The 16,378-nt window shown below is 62.0% G+C and carries 15 protein-coding genes; 8 read left to right on the top strand and 7 right to left on the bottom strand.

Translation table 11 applies throughout. From position 1 onward, the window contains the following. Positions 1 to 14: 14 nt before the first annotated feature. A complete protein-coding gene (locus NUV89_RS04080) occupies positions 15 to 326 on the bottom strand; it encodes a YXWGXW repeat-containing protein (protein WP_124529184.1) in 312 nt (103 codons plus the stop codon). A 225-nt stretch (positions 327 to 551) separates the two neighbouring features. Between NUV89_RS04080 and NUV89_RS04075 the strand changes: the two genes are divergently transcribed. After that, the gene (locus tag NUV89_RS04075; RefSeq protein WP_257780391.1) at positions 552 to 692 is read left to right on the top strand and encodes a hypothetical protein; all 141 of its coding nucleotides are present in this window, start codon (positions 552 to 554) and stop codon (positions 690 to 692) included. Here the strand turns inward: NUV89_RS04075 and NUV89_RS04070 are convergent. Then, complete coding sequence (locus NUV89_RS04070; protein WP_257780390.1) at positions 689 to 937, bottom strand: DUF1652 domain-containing protein; 249 nt, start codon at positions 935 to 937, stop codon at positions 689 to 691. The genes NUV89_RS04075 and NUV89_RS04070 overlap by 4 nt on opposite strands. Positions 938 to 1,181: 244 nt before the next feature. Between NUV89_RS04070 and NUV89_RS04065 the strand changes: the two genes are divergently transcribed. After that, complete coding sequence (locus NUV89_RS04065; RefSeq protein WP_257780389.1) at positions 1,182 to 2,126, top strand: GGDEF domain-containing protein; 945 nt, start codon at positions 1,182 to 1,184, stop codon at positions 2,124 to 2,126. A gap of 270 nt (positions 2,127 to 2,396) precedes the next feature. Here NUV89_RS04065 and NUV89_RS04060 read toward each other — a convergent pair whose 3' ends face one another. Together NUV89_RS04060 and NUV89_RS04055 are read right to left on the bottom strand one after the other, a co-directional pair. Next, positions 2,397 to 2,654, bottom strand: a complete 258-nt coding sequence (locus NUV89_RS04060; protein ID WP_257780388.1) for a hypothetical protein — start codon at positions 2,652 to 2,654, stop codon at positions 2,397 to 2,399. A 643-nt stretch (positions 2,655 to 3,297) separates the two neighbouring features. Next, entirely contained in the window at positions 3,298 to 4,407 is a 1,110-nt protein-coding gene (locus NUV89_RS04055; protein WP_374684456.1) for an AbrB family transcriptional regulator, read from the bottom strand. 107 nt (positions 4,408 to 4,514) lie between these two features. Here NUV89_RS04055 and NUV89_RS04050 point away from each other — a divergent pair, with 107 nt between their 5' ends. Then, positions 4,515 to 5,414 carry a LysR family transcriptional regulator gene (locus tag NUV89_RS04050; protein WP_257780386.1) on the top strand — a complete coding sequence of 300 codons (900 nt, stop codon included), beginning with the start codon at positions 4,515 to 4,517 and terminating at the stop codon, positions 5,412 to 5,414. Positions 5,415 to 5,419: 5 nt separating this feature from the next. Here the strand turns inward: NUV89_RS04050 and NUV89_RS04045 are convergent, their stop codons facing one another. The 3 genes from NUV89_RS04045 to NUV89_RS04035 all read right to left on the bottom strand — a co-directional run bounded on the left by NUV89_RS04045 (position 5,420) and on the right by NUV89_RS04035 (position 8,862). After that, positions 5,420 to 5,749, bottom strand: a complete 330-nt coding sequence (locus tag NUV89_RS04045; protein ID WP_026136677.1) for a hypothetical protein — start codon at positions 5,747 to 5,749, stop codon at positions 5,420 to 5,422. 80 nt (positions 5,750 to 5,829) lie between these two features. Beyond that, positions 5,830 to 8,328, bottom strand: coding sequence for a TonB-dependent siderophore receptor (locus tag NUV89_RS04040; RefSeq protein ID WP_257780385.1), 2,499 nt, complete (start codon positions 8,326 to 8,328; stop codon positions 5,830 to 5,832). A 96-nt stretch (positions 8,329 to 8,424) separates the two neighbouring features. Beyond that, positions 8,425 to 8,862, bottom strand: a complete 438-nt coding sequence (locus tag NUV89_RS04035) for a DUF3995 domain-containing protein (protein WP_257780384.1) — start codon at positions 8,860 to 8,862, stop codon at positions 8,425 to 8,427. A gap of 93 nt (positions 8,863 to 8,955) precedes the next feature. Between NUV89_RS04035 and NUV89_RS04030 the strand changes: the two genes are divergently transcribed. From NUV89_RS04030 to NUV89_RS04010, 5 genes are all read left to right on the top strand, one after another. Next, positions 8,956 to 9,345 (top strand): DUF2946 domain-containing protein, encoded by a 390-nt coding sequence (locus tag NUV89_RS04030; RefSeq protein WP_257780383.1) that lies wholly within the window; start codon positions 8,956 to 8,958, stop codon positions 9,343 to 9,345. A gap of 95 nt (positions 9,346 to 9,440) precedes the next feature. Further along, positions 9,441 to 11,567, top strand: a complete 2,127-nt coding sequence (locus NUV89_RS04025; RefSeq protein ID WP_257780382.1) for a TonB-dependent siderophore receptor — start codon at positions 9,441 to 9,443, stop codon at positions 11,565 to 11,567. Positions 11,568 to 12,039: 472 nt separating this feature from the next. Then, positions 12,040 to 13,458, top strand: coding sequence for a type II secretion system ATPase GspE (gene gspE, locus NUV89_RS04020; RefSeq protein ID WP_257780381.1), 1,419 nt, complete (start codon positions 12,040 to 12,042; stop codon positions 13,456 to 13,458). Next, positions 13,458 to 14,669, top strand: coding sequence for a type II secretion system inner membrane protein GspF (gene gspF / locus NUV89_RS04015; protein WP_257780380.1), 1,212 nt, complete (start codon positions 13,458 to 13,460; stop codon positions 14,667 to 14,669). Before gspE ends, gspF begins: the two co-directional genes overlap by 1 nt. A 476-nt stretch (positions 14,670 to 15,145) precedes the next feature. Next, positions 15,146 to 16,348 (top strand): substrate-binding domain-containing protein, encoded by a 1,203-nt coding sequence (locus tag NUV89_RS04010; protein ID WP_257780379.1) that lies wholly within the window; start codon positions 15,146 to 15,148, stop codon positions 16,346 to 16,348. Positions 16,349 to 16,378: the final 30 nt, after the last annotated feature.

Below are 16,378 nucleotides of genomic sequence, written 5' to 3'. Positions count from 1 at the left end.
CTAAGTAGCAGGTTTCAGCGCATCCAACGGCCTTCACGCCAGTACCAGTTCGGGCCACGGGACTCCCAGTGCCCGGGCTGCCAGCGCGCATTGCGCATCACCGGCTGCCAGTGCCCCGGCACCCAGGCATAGGCGCCGCGCTGCCAACCCCAATGGCCACGGTCCCAGGCGTAACCCGGGCGCCCGGCGGGGATCACCTCGACACGCTCCACCGGCGGCGCCTGGCGAATGATGACTTCGGTCTGGGCAAACGTCGGGGTGCTGACAAACGCCGCGAAAACCAGCGGGACCAGCAAGGCATAGCGCAATTGGGCCAGTGTGCTCATGGCAACTCCTTCAGGCGGCGGACGAAAATGTTCGCGGCTGATGGGTTGAACGGCGGGTGCCGGAAAATCCGTCGCAGGGCACGCAGGTTTTTTTCCGGGAGTGCTTGAAGGGCAGTATTGCCCAAGGGATGACAGCGCTTGATGAAATGTTTGAAAGCCGCGCGACGGATTTATGCAGGCGGCGACGTTAAAGGAATAACGCCGCACACACCCAGAGGAAATACCATGTCCCGTCGCCTATCCATGCTGGTTGCCGCCCTGCTGATCGCCAGCCTCAGCGGCTGCGTGATCCTGCCCGAACACCGCCATTGCTGCTGGCGCTACTACGGCGCGGCCACAACCGCCACAGACACCGTCAACAGCTAACCCACCGCCGCAAACCCCCGGCGCCCGGCCTTGATCTCGGTGCGCAACTCACCGATCAGGTTTGAGATGGCACGGATGCTGTCCAGACCTTCGGGCGACACCCGGGTCAGCAACAGATCGACGCGCCCGGACACCGGCTCGAATACGCTGATGCGCAGCGAACCGTCGCCATTGAGGGTGCAGTCGCAGGCCAGTGGCAGAAAACCCACGGCCATGATGCGATTGAGTTCGATGATGGAAATCATGATAAGCCCCCGTCCCTGGGTTCTACCCTGCTGGTTGGATTCGACCAGATTAGTTGAGGTTTGGCCGCACCTGGAGAATTAATGCAAAAGTGTTAGCCACGCCTCATTTCGCCCGTAAAGCGCTGGCCCGCTGGCGCCAGAAACCCAGCACACGACCTCTCGTCTGCTGCCACGGCGAAGGCTTGACTCCCACCCGCGATCACCAGACGCTCTTGGCTTTTCGCCACTCCCGGAGCCGCCACCGATGAGCATCGTTCCCCCGAGCCCGCCCGATAGCGATGTGTACAAGACCCTGCTGGAATCGACCAAGGCCATCCCCTGGCGCATCGATTGGCAGACCATGACCTTCAGCTACATCGGCCCGCAGATCGAAACGCTGCTGGGCTGGACCCCGCAAAGCTGGGTCAGCGTAGATGACTGGGTCGAACGCATGCACCCGGATGATCGCGAGTACGTGGTGAATTTCTGCGTGTCGCAATCCCGCGCCGGCGTGGACCACGAGGCCGACTATCGCGCGCTGACGGTGAACGGCGACTACGTATGGATCCGCGATGTGGTGCATGTGGTGCGCAAGGACGGCGAAGTCGAAGCGCTGATTGGCTTTATGTTCGATATCAGTGAACGCAAGAAGACCGAAGAACACCTGATCCGCCTGCAGAAACAACTGGAGGAATACTCCTTCCAGGACGGCCTCACCGGCATCGCCAACCGACGCATGTTCGACACCGTGCTGGAGCGCGAATGGACCAGCGCCCAGCGCAGCCAATTGCCCCTGTCGTTGATTATCCTCGATATCGACTTTTTCAAGCAGTACAACGACCACTACGGCCATATCAAGGGCGACGAATGCCTGCGCCAGGTGGCACACACCCTGTCACAAGCGGCCAACCGCCCACGGGACTTCATCGCGCGCATCGGCGGTGAAGAGTTTGTGTGGCTGTTGCCGGAAACGGACGCCGCATCGGCCAAACTCGTCGCGCAACGCTGCCTGCATCTGATACGTCAGCAGCAGATCGAACATGGGTTTTCCCCGGTCTCGAAATGGCTGAGCCTGAGCCTCGGCGTGGGCACCCACACCGTGACACCCAGCAGCGCAATGCTGGGGTTTGTCGAACAGGTCGATAAGTTGCTGTACCAGGCCAAACGCAATGGCCGGATGCGCGCGGAGTTTGCCGCTATTGAAGTTTGACGCCGGGTCAAATCGCGGGCAAAAAAAATCCCAAGTAGCTGATGGAAACTTGGGATTTAAAAATGCATAAACCGTGGGAGGTGAACGCCCGGCTATAGTAGCGATTGTAAAAAGCTGTAACAAGTAAAAATCCATCCTTTCGTCGGATTAAAACAGCCGTAAGTCATTCAATAACCACATGTTTTTTAAGGTGGCCGGGTATATGAGTGCCACTTTTTGGTGCAAGTAAGGGGGATACTTGCGACGTACATTTCCCTTTATTAAAGAGGGTTATTGATTAATGCGACCTGACACTTCGCCACCGTTGCTCGCGCAACTGTCGCCCAGTTTCAGGCCGCCGGACGCAGCGGCGCTGGCCAGACGCTCCACCTGCTGGCACAGCACCAAACGCTCAGCCGCCTCGGCCCGCTGGCGATCCGCGCTGGCGTTGATGTGCATGAAGTAACCGCCCAGCAGCACCGCGATACACAGCACGCCGACCGCGAAGTGGCGCAGGCTGTTGGGTGATGAAGGCTCTGGCTGGTACATGGTCCGGCAACGACCTGCTCTACTTGCGACGAAGCGTGCAATTGTATGCAAATAGAAACACAGCAATTGTCGTGGTTTTGTAAACCGCCTCGCTAGAGGGTCACAGGTTTGGCAGCAGTCCCTGTTAGCCCTATCCAAGCATAGGTATCTACACAACTACTGGACCTGACAAAACCCGAAGCTCTGGCTCTGGCTCTGGCTCTGGCTTTGGCTTTGGCTTTGGCTTTTCAGCTTTTGATCTTAGGCGCCCCGTTAACCACGCTGGCCGAACGCAGGCTTGAATCCGTGGGTAACCCGGCAGGACGCCGGGTTAGCCGTCCTGGGCCAGGGATGGCCCATGACGGCGGCCCACGGATTCAAGCCGGAGAGAGGGCACACCGAGCCTAGGCGAGGTGCCGAGTGGTGGGGCAAGAGCGTTTTGCTTACTTTTGCGCTCTTCAAAAGTGAGCCGCCGTAAGGGCGGAACCCTAATCAGCCGTTACCTAAATTACGGATATGTACTCCGATCAAAGACATGCAACGCCTGACACATAGCCTTCGCGAGCAAGCCCGCTCCCACATTTGGACCGCATACACCTACCAAAGCTCGGGCGCCTGCGAAAAAGGCTATCGCAGGCAAGCCAGCTCCCACAGTTGAACCGATTTACATCCGGTGAGACTCGGTCGCAGGACAGTCCGTCACGGGAGCAAGCTCCCTCGCCACAGGTCCAGCAGCAATGCTCACTCTGCCTATCCAAGAGCAGCTCAACAGCCGATACAACGGCAAGCACGCCGCCTGGATCAGCAGCATGCGCATCACCTGCATCGCCGTCACCAACGTCACGGCCAACCCCAAGGCCTCGGCAGTCAGGCTCATCTCCGGCGCACTGCCGGGCATCATGCCCAGGGCCAGCGACAGCCACGGCATGCCCAGCCACATGCCCAGCGCCCAGGCCGCCAGCGCGGTGGCGATTATCGAGCCGCTCAGCAGCACCAGCACCTTGACGAGAAAGCCTGGGGCGCGACGGAAAAAGCTGCGGTCAAACGCCGCGCCCAATGCACAGCCGATCAGCAACTGGCCAACGCCACTGAGCCAGCCGGGCATGCTCATCGACAAGTTGTTGCAGGCGACGCCCACGGCGCAAATCAGGAACGGGCCGAAGGTCCAGGGATTGGGCAGGTTGCAGCGTTTGAACCCCATCGCTGCCAGCAGGCTGATACCCAGGATAAAGATCAGCCAGGGCCAGATCACCGGCAATGGCGCGGGGGCGGCGGTATGCGCCAAACCAAAAGTAGCGACCGCAGGCACTGCCAGCAGGATCAGCAACAGCCGCAGACTGTGCGCGGCGGCGATGAAACCGGGGTCGGCTTGGCGCTGGCGGCCCAGGTGGACCATCTCCGTGGAGTTGGCCGGCATCAGCGCAAAAAACGCGGTGCCAAAGGCCTCGCCCCAGCGATGCAGCAACCACACCGAGGCCAATGCCAGCACCAGCGTCAGCAGCACCGCCGTGACGATCAGCCCGAGGTGCGCGACCACTTGTTGCATCACCGGCAAGGTGAAGTGGCAGCCAATGGCCACGGCGACAATCAACTGCCCGGCCTCGCGCCCATGGGGAATTTGCGGAACCCTCGCGCCGCCACATCGGCTGACAAGCACCGCCAGCAATGAGCCGATCACCCAGGGCAACGGCCAACCGGCCCATTGCGCCAGGCTGCCGCCCAAGGCGCCGACAATCAGGGTAACAAGCCAATACTGGCGAAGGTTGAGGGTCATGATGAAGTCCGGCATGGAGAAGAGTGCCGACAGGTTATAGACTGTCCCTCATCACAAAAAATATCCATTTGTGAAACATCCCATCACTATTTGTTATGTGAGCGTTCGTGAACCTGAAAGCCCTGGAGTACTGCGTCGAAATCGCCCGCCAAGGCAGCTTTACCAAGGCCGCGCAGGCCCTGCATGTGGCGCAACCGGCGCTGAGCATGGCGGTCAGCCGCCTGGAAGATGAGCTGGGCGTGGCCCTCTTCAACCGTGCCACGCGGCAGATCAGCGTGACGGCCGAAGGCCAACTGTTCCTCGCCCGCGCCGAAGCCTGCCTGCAAGGGTTGGCGGGGGCCCGTCGTGAGTTGCAGGATTTGACGCAATTGCACAGCGGCGAAATCCGCGTCGGCATCCCGCCGATGTACGGCATCCGCCATATTCCCGAGCTGCTGATGCAGTTCCGCGCGCATTACCCCGGCATTGCCATGCACGTGGTGGAAGGCAGCGCCGATGACATCAGCGCGCGCCTGGCCACACGGGATATTGATGTGGCGCTGCTGGAGTCGCGGCGCGTCGATCCGGATTGGCACTCGGTATTGCTGGGCAGCGACGAGATGGTGCTATGCATGCATGAGCAGCACCCATTGGCGAGCGCAGCCTCGGTCGCGGCCGAGCGCTTGCAGGGCGAACCGATGCTGGTGTTTGACAACACCTTCCTGCAACGTCACCTGCTGGATGCGTTTTGCAGCCATGCCCGGGTGCGCTTCAACATCGTCCTGGAAAGCAACTTCGTGCCGCTGGTGATTGCCGCCACGCGCAGTGGCATGGGGCTTTCCACCCTGCTGCGTTCGGTTCAGGAACAGGAGCCCGGCTTGGCCGGGGTGTCTTTCGAGCCTGCGCAGTTCATGCATTTCAACCTGTGCTGGCGGGGCAGCGAATACCTGTCCCAGGCCAATCGGCGGTTTATTGAAACGGCGAAGGTGTATTTCCAGGAGGACGCCAGCTCACCGCTGTCGCACTGAACCGGCTATTTGCGCGCCACTTTGTAGCGCACGCAATCCTGGTAAAAACTCTGGCGGATCGCTTCGGGCTTGAGCCGGGAGCGACTGTCATAGGTCTGCTCGGTGATGCCCATGGCCATCATGCGCATCCACGATTTGTTGAACTTGATGGTCTGAATCTTCTGCCGCGCCGCATACAACGACACCCCCGACAGCTTCAACTCCTGGGCCCTGGCAGCCGTGCCCGCGCCCCAGCTGCACATGTACTTGTCACCCTCGCGCAGCTCCCGTGCCTGCACGGCAGCCGCGCCGCCTGCCAGTGAACAGGCGATCAGCATGATTCCAACAGTGCGCATTAACATCCCCGACTAACCGACTGAAAATAAAAGCGATTCTGCCGAGGATTTTGTTACACAGGGGCCATTAAAGTGCCTTATCACCACTGATAGGTAGCACTCGCTTGTAGCGTGCGCTGTGAGCCATACCAGCACCACGAGTAGGAATAGCACGACGCGACGTACTCTTTATTCGCCAGGTTGGTGGCGTTGAGGGCCAGGCGCAGGTTGTCCTTGAGACTGGTGATGTTCGGGATGTCGTAATGCACCGCAGCGTCGAACAAGGTGTAGCCCGGCACTTTCAGGGTGTTGGCCGTGTCGCCCCAGGACGAGCCGACATAACGCGCACCGGCACCGGCGCCGAAGCCCTTGAGGTGGCCGTCGTGGAAGGTGTAGTCCGCCCAGGCCGACGCCGTGTGGCGAGGCACGGCGTAGGTGGTGGTGCCTTCGGCGGCGATGGCCGGGCCTACGCCGATGTCGCTGATCGGCGCATAGCGCACGGTGCTGTTGGACTTGCTGATGCGGTTGTCCAGGTAAGCATAAGCCGCGGTGATATCCAGGTTGTCGTTGAGGCTGGCCTTGCCTTCCAGCTCAAAGCCACGGGATTGCACTTCGCCGTCCTGGCTCTGGCAGCGGCCGGTGCCGCACAGGTGGGTCGGGTCTGGATCGGTGGTCAGCACATTGCTCTGGCGCAGGTCGAAGATCGCTGCGGTGATAAAGCTGTTGCTGCCCGGCGGTTGGTATTTGATGCCAATTTCATACTGCTTGCCTTCGGTCGGCTTGAACACCGAGCCACCGTAGCCGGTGCCCGACTGCGGGTTGAACGACTCCGAGTAGCTGGCATACGGCGCCAGGCCGTTATCAAACAGATAGACCAGGCCGATGCGGCCGGTGAAGGCCTTGCTGTCCAGGGAGGACTTGCTCTTGGCGCCGGTGCTGAGGGTCTGGGTGCTGTTATCGGTGCTGGCCCAGTCATAGCGCCCGCCCAGCAGCAACACCCACTGGTCCCACTTCATCTGTTCCTGCAGGTACACGCCGGTCTGTTCGCTGCGCGAGGTGCCGTCGGTGGTGTACGCCGGCACCGGCACCGCCGCGCCGTACACCGGGTTGAAAATATCCAGGGTCGGCCCGGCGGTGTAGACGCCGGAGCCGGACTGGGTGTCGGTGCTGGTGTTCTGGTAGTCGAGGCCCATCAACAAGGTGTGCTGCAACGGGCCGGTATCAAACTTGGCCTGCAGCTGGTTGTCGAGGGTGTAGGCGTCCATGTTCACATCGCTGGCGATGGTCGAGCGGCGGATGGTGCGGTAGTCCGTCATCAGGTAGTTGCTGTAGAGGCTGCGGTACTGGCCTTCGCTGCGCAGGTAACGCGCGTTCTGGCGCACGGTCCATACGTCGTTGAAACGGTGTTCGAAGGCGTAGCCGATGGAGTAGTACTCGCGGTCACTTTTCTCGAAGTTCTTCTCGCCGTCATAGAAACCCACATCGATAGCGTGCCCGGTGGGGCTGTGCAACACCGAGCCCCACGCCGGCACCGAGCCATAGGACGCGCCCTTGGGGTCCTTCTGGAAATGCCCGAGCAGGGTCAGCGAGGTGTCGTCATCCGGGCGCCAGGTGAAGGCGCTGGACAGGGCCTGGCGGCGGGTTTCGGTGTGATCCACCTGCCCGTCGGCATCGTCGAAAAGCCCGGCCACGCGGTAGGAATACACGCCCTGGTCATCTATCGGGCCGCTCAGGTCGAAGGTGGTGCGCTTCTTGTCGAAGGTGCCGTACTCCACGCCCACCTCATGAAACGGTGTGTCCAGCGGGCGCTTGCTGACCATGTTGATTACGCCGCTGGGCGTGCCCTGCCCGTACAGCACCGAGGCCGGGCCACGCAGGACTTCGACGCGTTCCAGGTCAAAGGCATCCTTTTGCGGCAACGCGTCGCGGCTCGATGGCATGCGCAGGCCATCGAGGTAAGTGGCGGGCGAAAAACCACGGATGGTCAACTGGTCGAGACGCGAGGCGGTGGCGCCACGGGTTTCCGGGACCACAGCCGCGCTGTAGCGCAGGATCTGGTTGAGGCTCTCGGCGTTCTGCGCGCGCATCTGGTCTTTGGTGACAATGGAGATCGACTGCGGGGTCTCGATGATCGGCGTGTCGGTCTTGGTGCCCGACAGGCTGCGGGTGGCCACATAACCGGCCACGGGTCCGGTCGGGCTTTCGCTCGGGTAGGCACCGCTGATGGTGGTGGCCTGCAACTCCATGGCCGCGCCGTTATCCGGGATGGCTTCGAGGCGATAGCGATCGGCGGAGAGCTTCAGCGCCTGCAAGCCGCTGCCGGCGAGCAACTGGGTCAATGCCACATCGGTATCGTACTGCCCGCTCAAGCCGTTGCTGTGTTTGCCACGCGTCAGGCCAGCATCGAACGCCAGCACCAGGCCAGCCTGCTCGGCAAGGCTATTGAGGGCCTGGCTCAAATCGCCAGCGGGAATCGAGAAACCGCGCACGCTGCTGGCGCTCTCGGCAGCACAAACGGACGGGATATTCAGCAACGGCACAGCAGCAAAAGCCATCGCCACTGACAGGGCCAGTGGGTGCAAGGGACGGGCAAGCGACATGGGAAGTCCTGGGTAATAGAGGTTCTATTAACCATGACGGGCAGCGCGGAAGATCGGGCAAGGATGCGAGCGATTTTTATTTGCGCAGGTGCCTTTTCAACTCCACGCCACGACCAACAACCCCACCCCCAGCACCAGGCACAACGGCGAATAGAAATACGTATCCAGCCGGGCAAACCGCGAACCACCGACCTTCTTGAAAAACCCCACCAGCTCCGAATCGCCAATCGCCCGGGCAAACATCACCAGGGCTATCGCGCTGATGCCCCACTGCAACGCGCCATGGGACACCGCCGAAAAGTACAAGCCGGCGCGCAGGCACACGAGCAACGCAATCGCCACCAAGCCCATCGCCACCAGCAAGGTGCCCAGTGCCGAAGGCTTGAACGCCGGCCTTGGCCCCCGGGCAAATTCGCCGGGCAGTTGGGGGATGGCGGCGAGGCTGCCGAGCTTGCCGCCGGCAGCCCAGTAAAGGTGGACCATGCTGATGCAGGTAAACACCCCGACGATCCATCGCGCAATGACGAAGCTCATGGCTGGCTCTCCCTAGAAAAGTCCGAAAGAGGATAGTCGCCCTGAGTTTTTTTGCAGGCATTTCGTCGGCGGCTGATGGTAAAGTGCCGCCCCATGAAATTCGCCCGCACCGACCGCTCACTCATTGCCTGGATGCTCTACTGCTGCGTCCTGTTCAATGTGTTCGCCTGTAGCATCGGTCACGGGCAAATGGTCGGCATGCAGCTCAACGGCATCGGCGGCCAGTTCTGTACGGTAGACCCGCGCACCCAGGCGCCCGCCCCTGCCAGCTCCACCGATGAAAGCCTGCCGACCCTGGCCAAGGCGTTCGGTTGCCCGCTGTGTTCCAGCGGCGGAATGGGCCCGGCCCTGAGTTCCAGCCTGAATGTGGCGGTATTGCCCCAACCCCATGCGCCACCGCCTGCGGTGGTGCTGGCCGCTGACATCCCTGCCCGCTTTACCTGGCCCACGGCTCACCCGCGTGCGCCACCTGCTGTCGCCTGATCCCTTCGCTGTCTGATCTGCACGGAGCACTGCATCCCTGAGGGAGTGCGCGCGGCTGTGCGTTGTTTTCAAGCCAAGTTTTTCAGGATTCAACCATGAAACATCTACCCCTGTTGGCCGGCCTGTTCGGCTGCCTGCCTGTCTGCGCCTGGGCCTTAGAGCTGGCACCCACCACCATCGATGGCGAGCAAAGCGCCGAACCCGGCCTGACCCTGGATCAATCCAGCGGCATGGCCTCAAGGCTTGGGCTGAGCGTGCGGGAAACCCCGGCGTCGGTGGCCATCGCCAACCGCAACGATATCGAACGCCACGGCGCCAAGACCTTCCGCGATGCGGCCAACACCCTGCCCGGCGTCAACGCCAGCGCACCGCCGGGGTTTGGCGGGTTCGTGTCTTATCGTGGCTTTACCAGCAGCCAGATCACCCAGATGTTCAATGGCATCAACGTCGCGACCGGCCTGGCCCGTCCGGTGGATGCCTGGATCTACGACCGGGTGGAACTGGTGGGCGGCCCCTCCTCCCTCATCAACGGTGCCGGCTCCGTGGGCGGTTCGCTCAACTACGTGACCAAGCTCGCCGGCCGCGAAGAACAGGCGGCGCAAGGCCAGCTCAGCTATGGCAGCTACGACACCACTGGCATCGCCTTCGGCCTCAACCACGCCCTCACGGAACCGGGCGCCGCGGTGCAGCACTACGCGCGCCTGGATGTGAGCCGCAACAGCAACCACAGCTATATCGAGCGCGATCAACGCGAGGCCTGGAGCCTGGCGTTTTCCCTGCTCAGCGACCTCACGCCAGCCCTGTCCCACACCCTGGCCCTGGAATACCAGGACGAACATGAGGACAGCCCTTACTGGGGCACCCCGGTGCTCAATCCCAAGGCGGGCGAGCTGAAGATCGACCGGCACAACCGCTTCAACAACTACAACGTCGCCGACGGCCGTTATGAGCAGCGCACCCTGTGGGCGCGGTCGATCATCGACTACCGGATCAACGACAACACCACGTTGAAAAACACCCTTTATCACCTCGACAGCCAGCGCGACTACCGCAACCTGGAGACCTACCAGTACAACGCCGACAACAGCGCGGTAAACCGTTCGACCGCCTATCAGGTGCGCCACCAGGGCGAGCAGAATGGCAACCAGTTCGAGCTGCGCCACGACGCCAGCGTCTTTGGCCTGGCGACCACCTGGTCCGGCGGCTTCGAATACAAGGTCAACAGCACCACCAGCAGCCCACTGCGCGCAGCGGGCAACAGCGCGGTTGACCCAAACCACTTCGACCCGGGGCATTTCTATGCCATCCCGGGCACCCGACCTGGCTTTATCAAGGACAAGACCAACGAGGTCACCACCCGCGCCCTGTTCGTGGAAAACCGCCTGGGCCTCACCGACAAACTGTCGCTGCTGACCGGCTTGCGGTATGACGCCATCGACCTGGATGTGACCAACCACGGCACGGTAACCGCCACCAACCCGCGACACTTCAAACGCAGCTGGGAGCCATTGACCGGACGCGTCGGCCTGACCTACCAGTTCATCCCCTCGGCGAATATATACCTGCAATACAGCACCGCCGCCGAGCAGCCGGCGACCACGACCCAGGTGTTCGATGTATCCACCGGCAAACAGTGGGAAGTGGGCAGCAAGTTCGACTACCTCGACGGCCGTGGCTCGGCCACCGTTGCCGCCTACCGGATCGAACGCAAGGACTTTGCCGTCACCGACCCACTGGACCCGACCAGCAGCATCCCCGTGGGCGCACAGACCTCCCGAGGCATCGAGTTGGCCAGTTCATTGCGCATCACCCCACGGTTGCTGGCCGAAGGCAATTTCGCCTGGGTCGACGCCGAATATGATGAGTTCAACGAAAAAATCGCCAGCGGCGCCGTGGTGTCACGCAAGGGCAACACCCCGACCAACGTGCCCAAGCGCGTGGGCAACCTGTGGCTGACCTATGACTTCGCTGAAGACTGGCAAGGCGGTGTGGACGCGCGGTATGTCGCGCAGGTGTATGCGGATAACGCCAACACCCTGACCGTGCCGGCGTACACGTTGTTCGGCACGTTCCTGCGCTACAAGGTGGATCAACACACCTCTTTGACGGGTCGAGTGCGCAACCTGACGAATGAGGTGTATGCCGAGTTTGCGCATGTTTCACCGGCTTACTACCTGGGATCGCCGAGAACGCTCGAGCTGGCCGTACAAACCCGGTTCTAAACCTGGAATGCAGTGAAACCTGTGGGAGCTGAACTTATGTGGGAGCTGGCTTGCCTGCGATGCAGACACCTCGGTACATCAGGCACACCGAGTCGATGCCATCGCAGGCAAGCCAGCTCCCACAGGGGAACGCGCAAGCTTCGTCGATGAGGTCGGCTGTCAGGCCGCCTCGCTTTGTTTTTGATCTTGATTTTGATTTTGATCTTAGGCGCCCCGTTAAACACGCTGGCCGGAATTCGACATGGATTTGGGGGGTAAACCGGCAGGGATGCCGGTTTAGCCGCCCCGCGCCATGGATGGCGCGTGGCGGCGGCCCCCCAAATCCATGTCGGATTACGGGCACACCGAGCCTATGCGAGGTGCCGAGTGTTGGGGCAAGAGCGTTTTGCTTACTTTTGCGCTCTTCAAAAGTGAGCCGCCGTAAGGGCGGAACCAATAGTCGCCGTGACCAAAAAAACGGATATGTACTCCAATGAGCCTACTCCCCTACGCCTGGGCCAAATCCCAACGCATCCTCCTGCGCACCAACGCCGAAGGCATGCTGCTAACGGTGTGCCCCTCAACCCCCGGCTGGTCCATCAGCGAAGTCCACCGCCAATTCGGCCCATCCCCCATCGAACAAGTGCGCGACGACGAACTCGACGGCCTCCTCACCAGCGCCTACGCCGACACCGGCAGCGCCGCCGCCGTCGTCGGCGCCGCCGAAAACGAGGTCGACCTCGACCGCCTCATGCAAGACATGCCCGAAGTCACCGACCTGCTCGACACCCAGGACGGTGCCCCCGTCATCCGCATGATCAACGCCTTGCTCACCCAAGCCGCCCGCGACGAAGCCAGCGACATCCACATCGAACCCTACGAAACCCACTCCGTGGTGCGCTACCGCGTCGACGGCACCCTGCGCGACGTCGTGTCCCCCCGCAAGGCCTTGCACGGCGCGCTGGTTTCGCGGATCAAGATCATGGCCCAACTCGACATCGCCGAAAAACGCCTGCCCCAGGACGGCCGCATCGCCCTGCGCGTGGCCGGGCGGCCCATCGACATTCGCGTGTCCACGGTGCCCACCGGCCATGGCGAACGCGTGGTCATGCGCCTGCTGGACAAACAAGCCGGGCGCTTGCAACTGGAAACCCTGGGCATGGAGCCCCAGCTGTTGGCGCGCCTCGACACCCTGATCCGCCAGCCCCACGGCATCGTGCTGGTCACCGGGCCCACCGGCAGCGGCAAGACCACCAGCCTCTACGCCGCCCTGGCGCGGCTGGACGCGAGCACCAGCAATATCCTCACCGTCGAAGACCCGGTGGAATACGACTTGCCGGGCATCAGCCAGATCCAGGTCAACGCCAAGATCGACATGACCTTCGGCCTCGCCCTGCGCGCGATCCTGCGCCAGGACCCGGACATCATCATGATCGGCGAGATCCGCGACCTGGAGACCGCGCAAATCGCCGTGCAGGCCTCGCTCACCGGTCACCTGGTGCTGGCGACCCTGCACACCAACGACGCGGTGTCTGCGGTCAACCGCTTGATCGACATGGGCGTCGAACCCTTCCTGCTCGCGTCGTCGTTGTTGGGCGTGTTGGCCCAGCGCCTGGTGCGCCGCCTGTGCCCGCACTGCAAGCAGGAAGATCCGGCCGCGCCCGGCACTTGGCGCCCGGTTGGCTGTGGGCACTGCAACGGGATCGGCTACAGCGGCCGTACGGGTATTCACGAGTTGTTCAGCGTTGACGACGACGTGCGCAGCCTGATCCACCAGGGCGCCGGTGAGCAGGACCTGCGCCTGGCCGCCCGCCGCGCCGGCATGTTCAGCATGCGTGAAGACGGCGAGCGCTGGGTGCGCAGCGGCGCCACCGCCCCCGAAGAAATCCTGCGTGTGACACGGGACGCCTGATGAATCGCTATCGTTTTGAAGCCGCCGATGCCAGCGGCAAGGTCGAGTCCGGGCATGTGGAGGCCGACAGCCAGAGCGCGGCGTTTGCCAACCTGCGCGGGCGCGGTTTGACCGCGTTGCGGGTGCAGCTCGAAGGCAACCAGCAAGCGGCGGGCGGCAGCAGTGTGTTCACCCCCAAGCTCTCGGACAACGACCTGGCCTGGGCCACGCGCCAGTTGGCCAGCCTGCTGGGCGCGAGCCTGCCGTTGGAAGCGGCGCTGAGCGCGACGGTGGAGCAGGCCGAGAAAAAACACATCGCCCAGACCCTGGCGGCTGTGCGCGCCGACGTGCGCGGCGGCATGCGCCTGGCGGAGGCGTTGGCCGCACGGCCACGGGACTTTCCGTCGATCTACCGCGCGCTGATCGCGGCGGGGGAGGAGTCTGGCGACCTGGCCCAGGTGATGGAGCGCCTCGCCGACTACATCGAGGAACGCAACAACCTGCGCGGCAAGATCCTCACCGCGTTTATCTACCCCGGCGTGGTGGGGCTGGTGTCCATCGGCATTGTGATTTTCCTGTTGAGCTACGTGGTGCCGCAGGTGGTCAGCGCGTTCTCCCAAGCGCGCCAGGACCTGCCGGGGCTGACCCTGGCGATGCTCAACGCCAGCGACTTCATCCGCGCCTGGGGCTGGCTGTGTTTTGCCGGGATCGTCGGCGGTTTCTGGAGTTGGCGCCTGTATCTGCGCAATCCCGTGGCGCGCCTGAATTGGCATAGCCGCGTATTGCGCCTGCCGCTGATCGGGCGCTTTGTGCTGGGGTTGAATACGGCACGCTTCGCCTCGACCCTGGCGATCCTCGGCGGCGCCGGTGTGCCGCTATTGCGTGCGCTGGAGGCGGCGCGCCAAACCCTGTCCAACGACCGCCTCGACCAGTGCGTCTCGGATGCCACCGCCAAGGTGCGCGAAGGCGTCAACCTCGCCCCGGCGCTGGCGGTGGAGAAGGTGTTCCCACCGGTGCTGATCCACCTGATCGCCAGCGGCGAAAAAACCGGTTCGCTGCCGCCGATGTTGGAGCGCGCGGCGCAGACGTTATCGCGGGATATAGAGCGGCGGGCGATGGGCATGACCGCGCTGCTGGAGCCGTTGATGATCGTGGTGATGGGCGCGGTCGTGCTCGTCATCGTCATGGCCGTATTGCTGCCCATCATCGAAATCAACCAACTCGTCACCTGATCTTGCTGTGTGAACACAGATCAACTGTGGGAGCTGGCTTGTGTGGGAGCTGGCTTGCTCGCGAAAGCGGAGGGTCAGTTACTGAATTCATATCTGACCCACCGCATTCGCGAGCAAGCCCGCTCCCACATGGGGTCTGTGTGTGTTCAGTGAATTTTGGGTACTCCCGTCCAACCTCGGGTTCCTCATTCCGTCACATCCCAAGCTCCATACGGCCTGCAGCCCCACCCACTGAAACCTCGCTGTCACCTACCCCAAAACCGCTCAAAAGCATGACCAAAACACCCGAGAATCTTTTTAAAAATCAAGCGTTTTCTCCCGAGGTTTTTTCCCATAACCGTCATCGGAAACTGCGACTTTCTCTCCCATGGTTTTCACCCCTGGCCACCCCCGCAAGACGGCTTGGGACCGAAGCCATGGCGTCATGCAAGAGCCATCTACCCCAAACGTACAAACACGACGAAAGGAGCTTCTTCATGTTTAAGCGCAACGTTCTCGCGGTATCCATGACCCTCGCTGCCCTGTGCTCGGCACAGGCTGCATTCGCAGACGTAAACGGCGGCGGCGCCACTCTGCCACAGCCTCTGTACCAGACTCCTGGCGTACTGACTGCCGGCTTCGCCCCTTACATCGGCGTCGGCAGCGGCAACGGCAAGGCGGCCTTCCTGAACAACGACTACACCAAGTTTGTCGCCGGTGTGACCAACAAGAACGTGCACTGGGCGGGTAGCGATTCCAAGCTGTCGGCTGCCGAGCTGCTGGCTTACAAAAACAACAAAGAAGCAGGCTGGGGCAAATTGATTCAGGTGCCTTCGGTGGCCACTTCGGTTGCCATTCCGTTCAACAAGACCGGCACCAACGCGGTTGACCTGACTGTTCCGCAACTGTGCGGCGTGTTCTCCGGTCGCCTGACCACCTGGAACCAAATCACCGGCTCCGGTCGTACTGGCCCAATCGTCGTGGTTTACCGTGACGAGTCGAGCGGTACCACCGAGCTGTTCACCCGCTTCCTCAACGCCAAGTGCACCGAAGCCAAGAAGTTCGCCATCACCACTACCTTCAAAGACAGTTATGGTTTCGTTGCTGGCGTCAGCGCCGGTTCCGTGCCAGCCAATGCTGTGCCTGCGACCACCAGCCAAGGTGTGATGAACGCACTGAACGCTGCCCAAGGCCGTATCACCTACATGAGCCCGGACTACGCGGCCACTACTTTGGCCGGTCTGGATGACGCCACCAAAGTTGCCAAGATTGGTGGTGTGTCGCCTGCTCCAGGCAACGTGTCGGCCGCTATCGGTCAGATCCTTGCACCCACCCAAGTCCGCCCTGATGGTTCGGTTATCGACGCCACCAACCAGGATAACTGGGTTCCGGTGTTTGCTGCTGCTGCGAGCGCTCCAGCCACCTTCGCTTACCCATCCACCGGCTACCCGATCCTGGGCTTCACTAACCTGATCTTCAGCCAGTGCTACGCCAACGCTGCCCAGACTGCCCAAGTGCAAGACTTCTTCCTGCGTCACTACGATGCAGCCATCAACAACGACACCGCCATCAACGACAACCGCTTCGTACCGCTGCCAGCTAACTGGAAACAAGCGGTAACCGACACCTTCGCGACCGTTTCCAACGCCCAAGGCATCGGCAACACCAGCGTCTGCAACCAAATCGGTCGTCCGCTGTAACCCCTGCTTTCAACGCCCCGCAACACCGAT

Source organism: Pseudomonas sp. 18.1.10, from assembly GCF_024655625.1.
In the GTDB taxonomy this organism is placed as follows: Bacteria; Pseudomonadota; Gammaproteobacteria; order Pseudomonadales; family Pseudomonadaceae; genus Aquipseudomonas.
Note: the sequence above shows the minus strand (reverse complement) of the source record. Positions and strands in the feature narration are given on the sequence as shown.

Excerpts from the sequence above, each read along its gene's own strand:
- NUV89_RS04080 (WP_124529184.1), bottom strand. The coding sequence starts at position 326 with ATGAGCACACTGGCCCAATTGCGCTATGCCTTGCTGGTCCCGCTGGTT.
- NUV89_RS04075 (WP_257780391.1), top strand. The coding sequence starts at position 552 with ATGTCCCGTCGCCTATCCATGCTGGTTGCCGCCCTGCTGATCGCCAGC.
- NUV89_RS04070 (WP_257780390.1), bottom strand. The coding sequence starts at position 937 with ATGATTTCCATCATCGAACTCAATCGCATCATGGCCGTGGGTTTTCTG.
- NUV89_RS04065 (WP_257780389.1), top strand. The coding sequence starts at position 1,182 with ATGAGCATCGTTCCCCCGAGCCCGCCCGATAGCGATGTGTACAAGACC.
- NUV89_RS04060 (WP_257780388.1), bottom strand. The coding sequence starts at position 2,654 with ATGTACCAGCCAGAGCCTTCATCACCCAACAGCCTGCGCCACTTCGCG.
- NUV89_RS04055 (WP_374684456.1), bottom strand. The coding sequence starts at position 4,407 with ATGACCCTCAACCTTCGCCAGTATTGGCTTGTTACCCTGATTGTCGGC.
- NUV89_RS04045 (WP_026136677.1), bottom strand. The coding sequence starts at position 5,749 with ATGCGCACTGTTGGAATCATGCTGATCGCCTGTTCACTGGCAGGCGGC.
- NUV89_RS04040 (WP_257780385.1), bottom strand. The coding sequence starts at position 8,328 with ATGTCGCTTGCCCGTCCCTTGCACCCACTGGCCCTGTCAGTGGCGATG.
- NUV89_RS04035 (WP_257780384.1), bottom strand. The coding sequence starts at position 8,862 with ATGAGCTTCGTCATTGCGCGATGGATCGTCGGGGTGTTTACCTGCATC.
- NUV89_RS04030 (WP_257780383.1), top strand. The coding sequence starts at position 8,956 with ATGAAATTCGCCCGCACCGACCGCTCACTCATTGCCTGGATGCTCTAC.
- NUV89_RS04025 (WP_257780382.1), top strand. The coding sequence starts at position 9,441 with ATGAAACATCTACCCCTGTTGGCCGGCCTGTTCGGCTGCCTGCCTGTC.
- gspE (WP_257780381.1), top strand. The coding sequence starts at position 12,040 with ATGAGCCTACTCCCCTACGCCTGGGCCAAATCCCAACGCATCCTCCTG.
- gspF (WP_257780380.1), top strand. The coding sequence starts at position 13,458 with ATGAATCGCTATCGTTTTGAAGCCGCCGATGCCAGCGGCAAGGTCGAG.
- NUV89_RS04010 (WP_257780379.1), top strand. The coding sequence starts at position 15,146 with ATGTTTAAGCGCAACGTTCTCGCGGTATCCATGACCCTCGCTGCCCTG.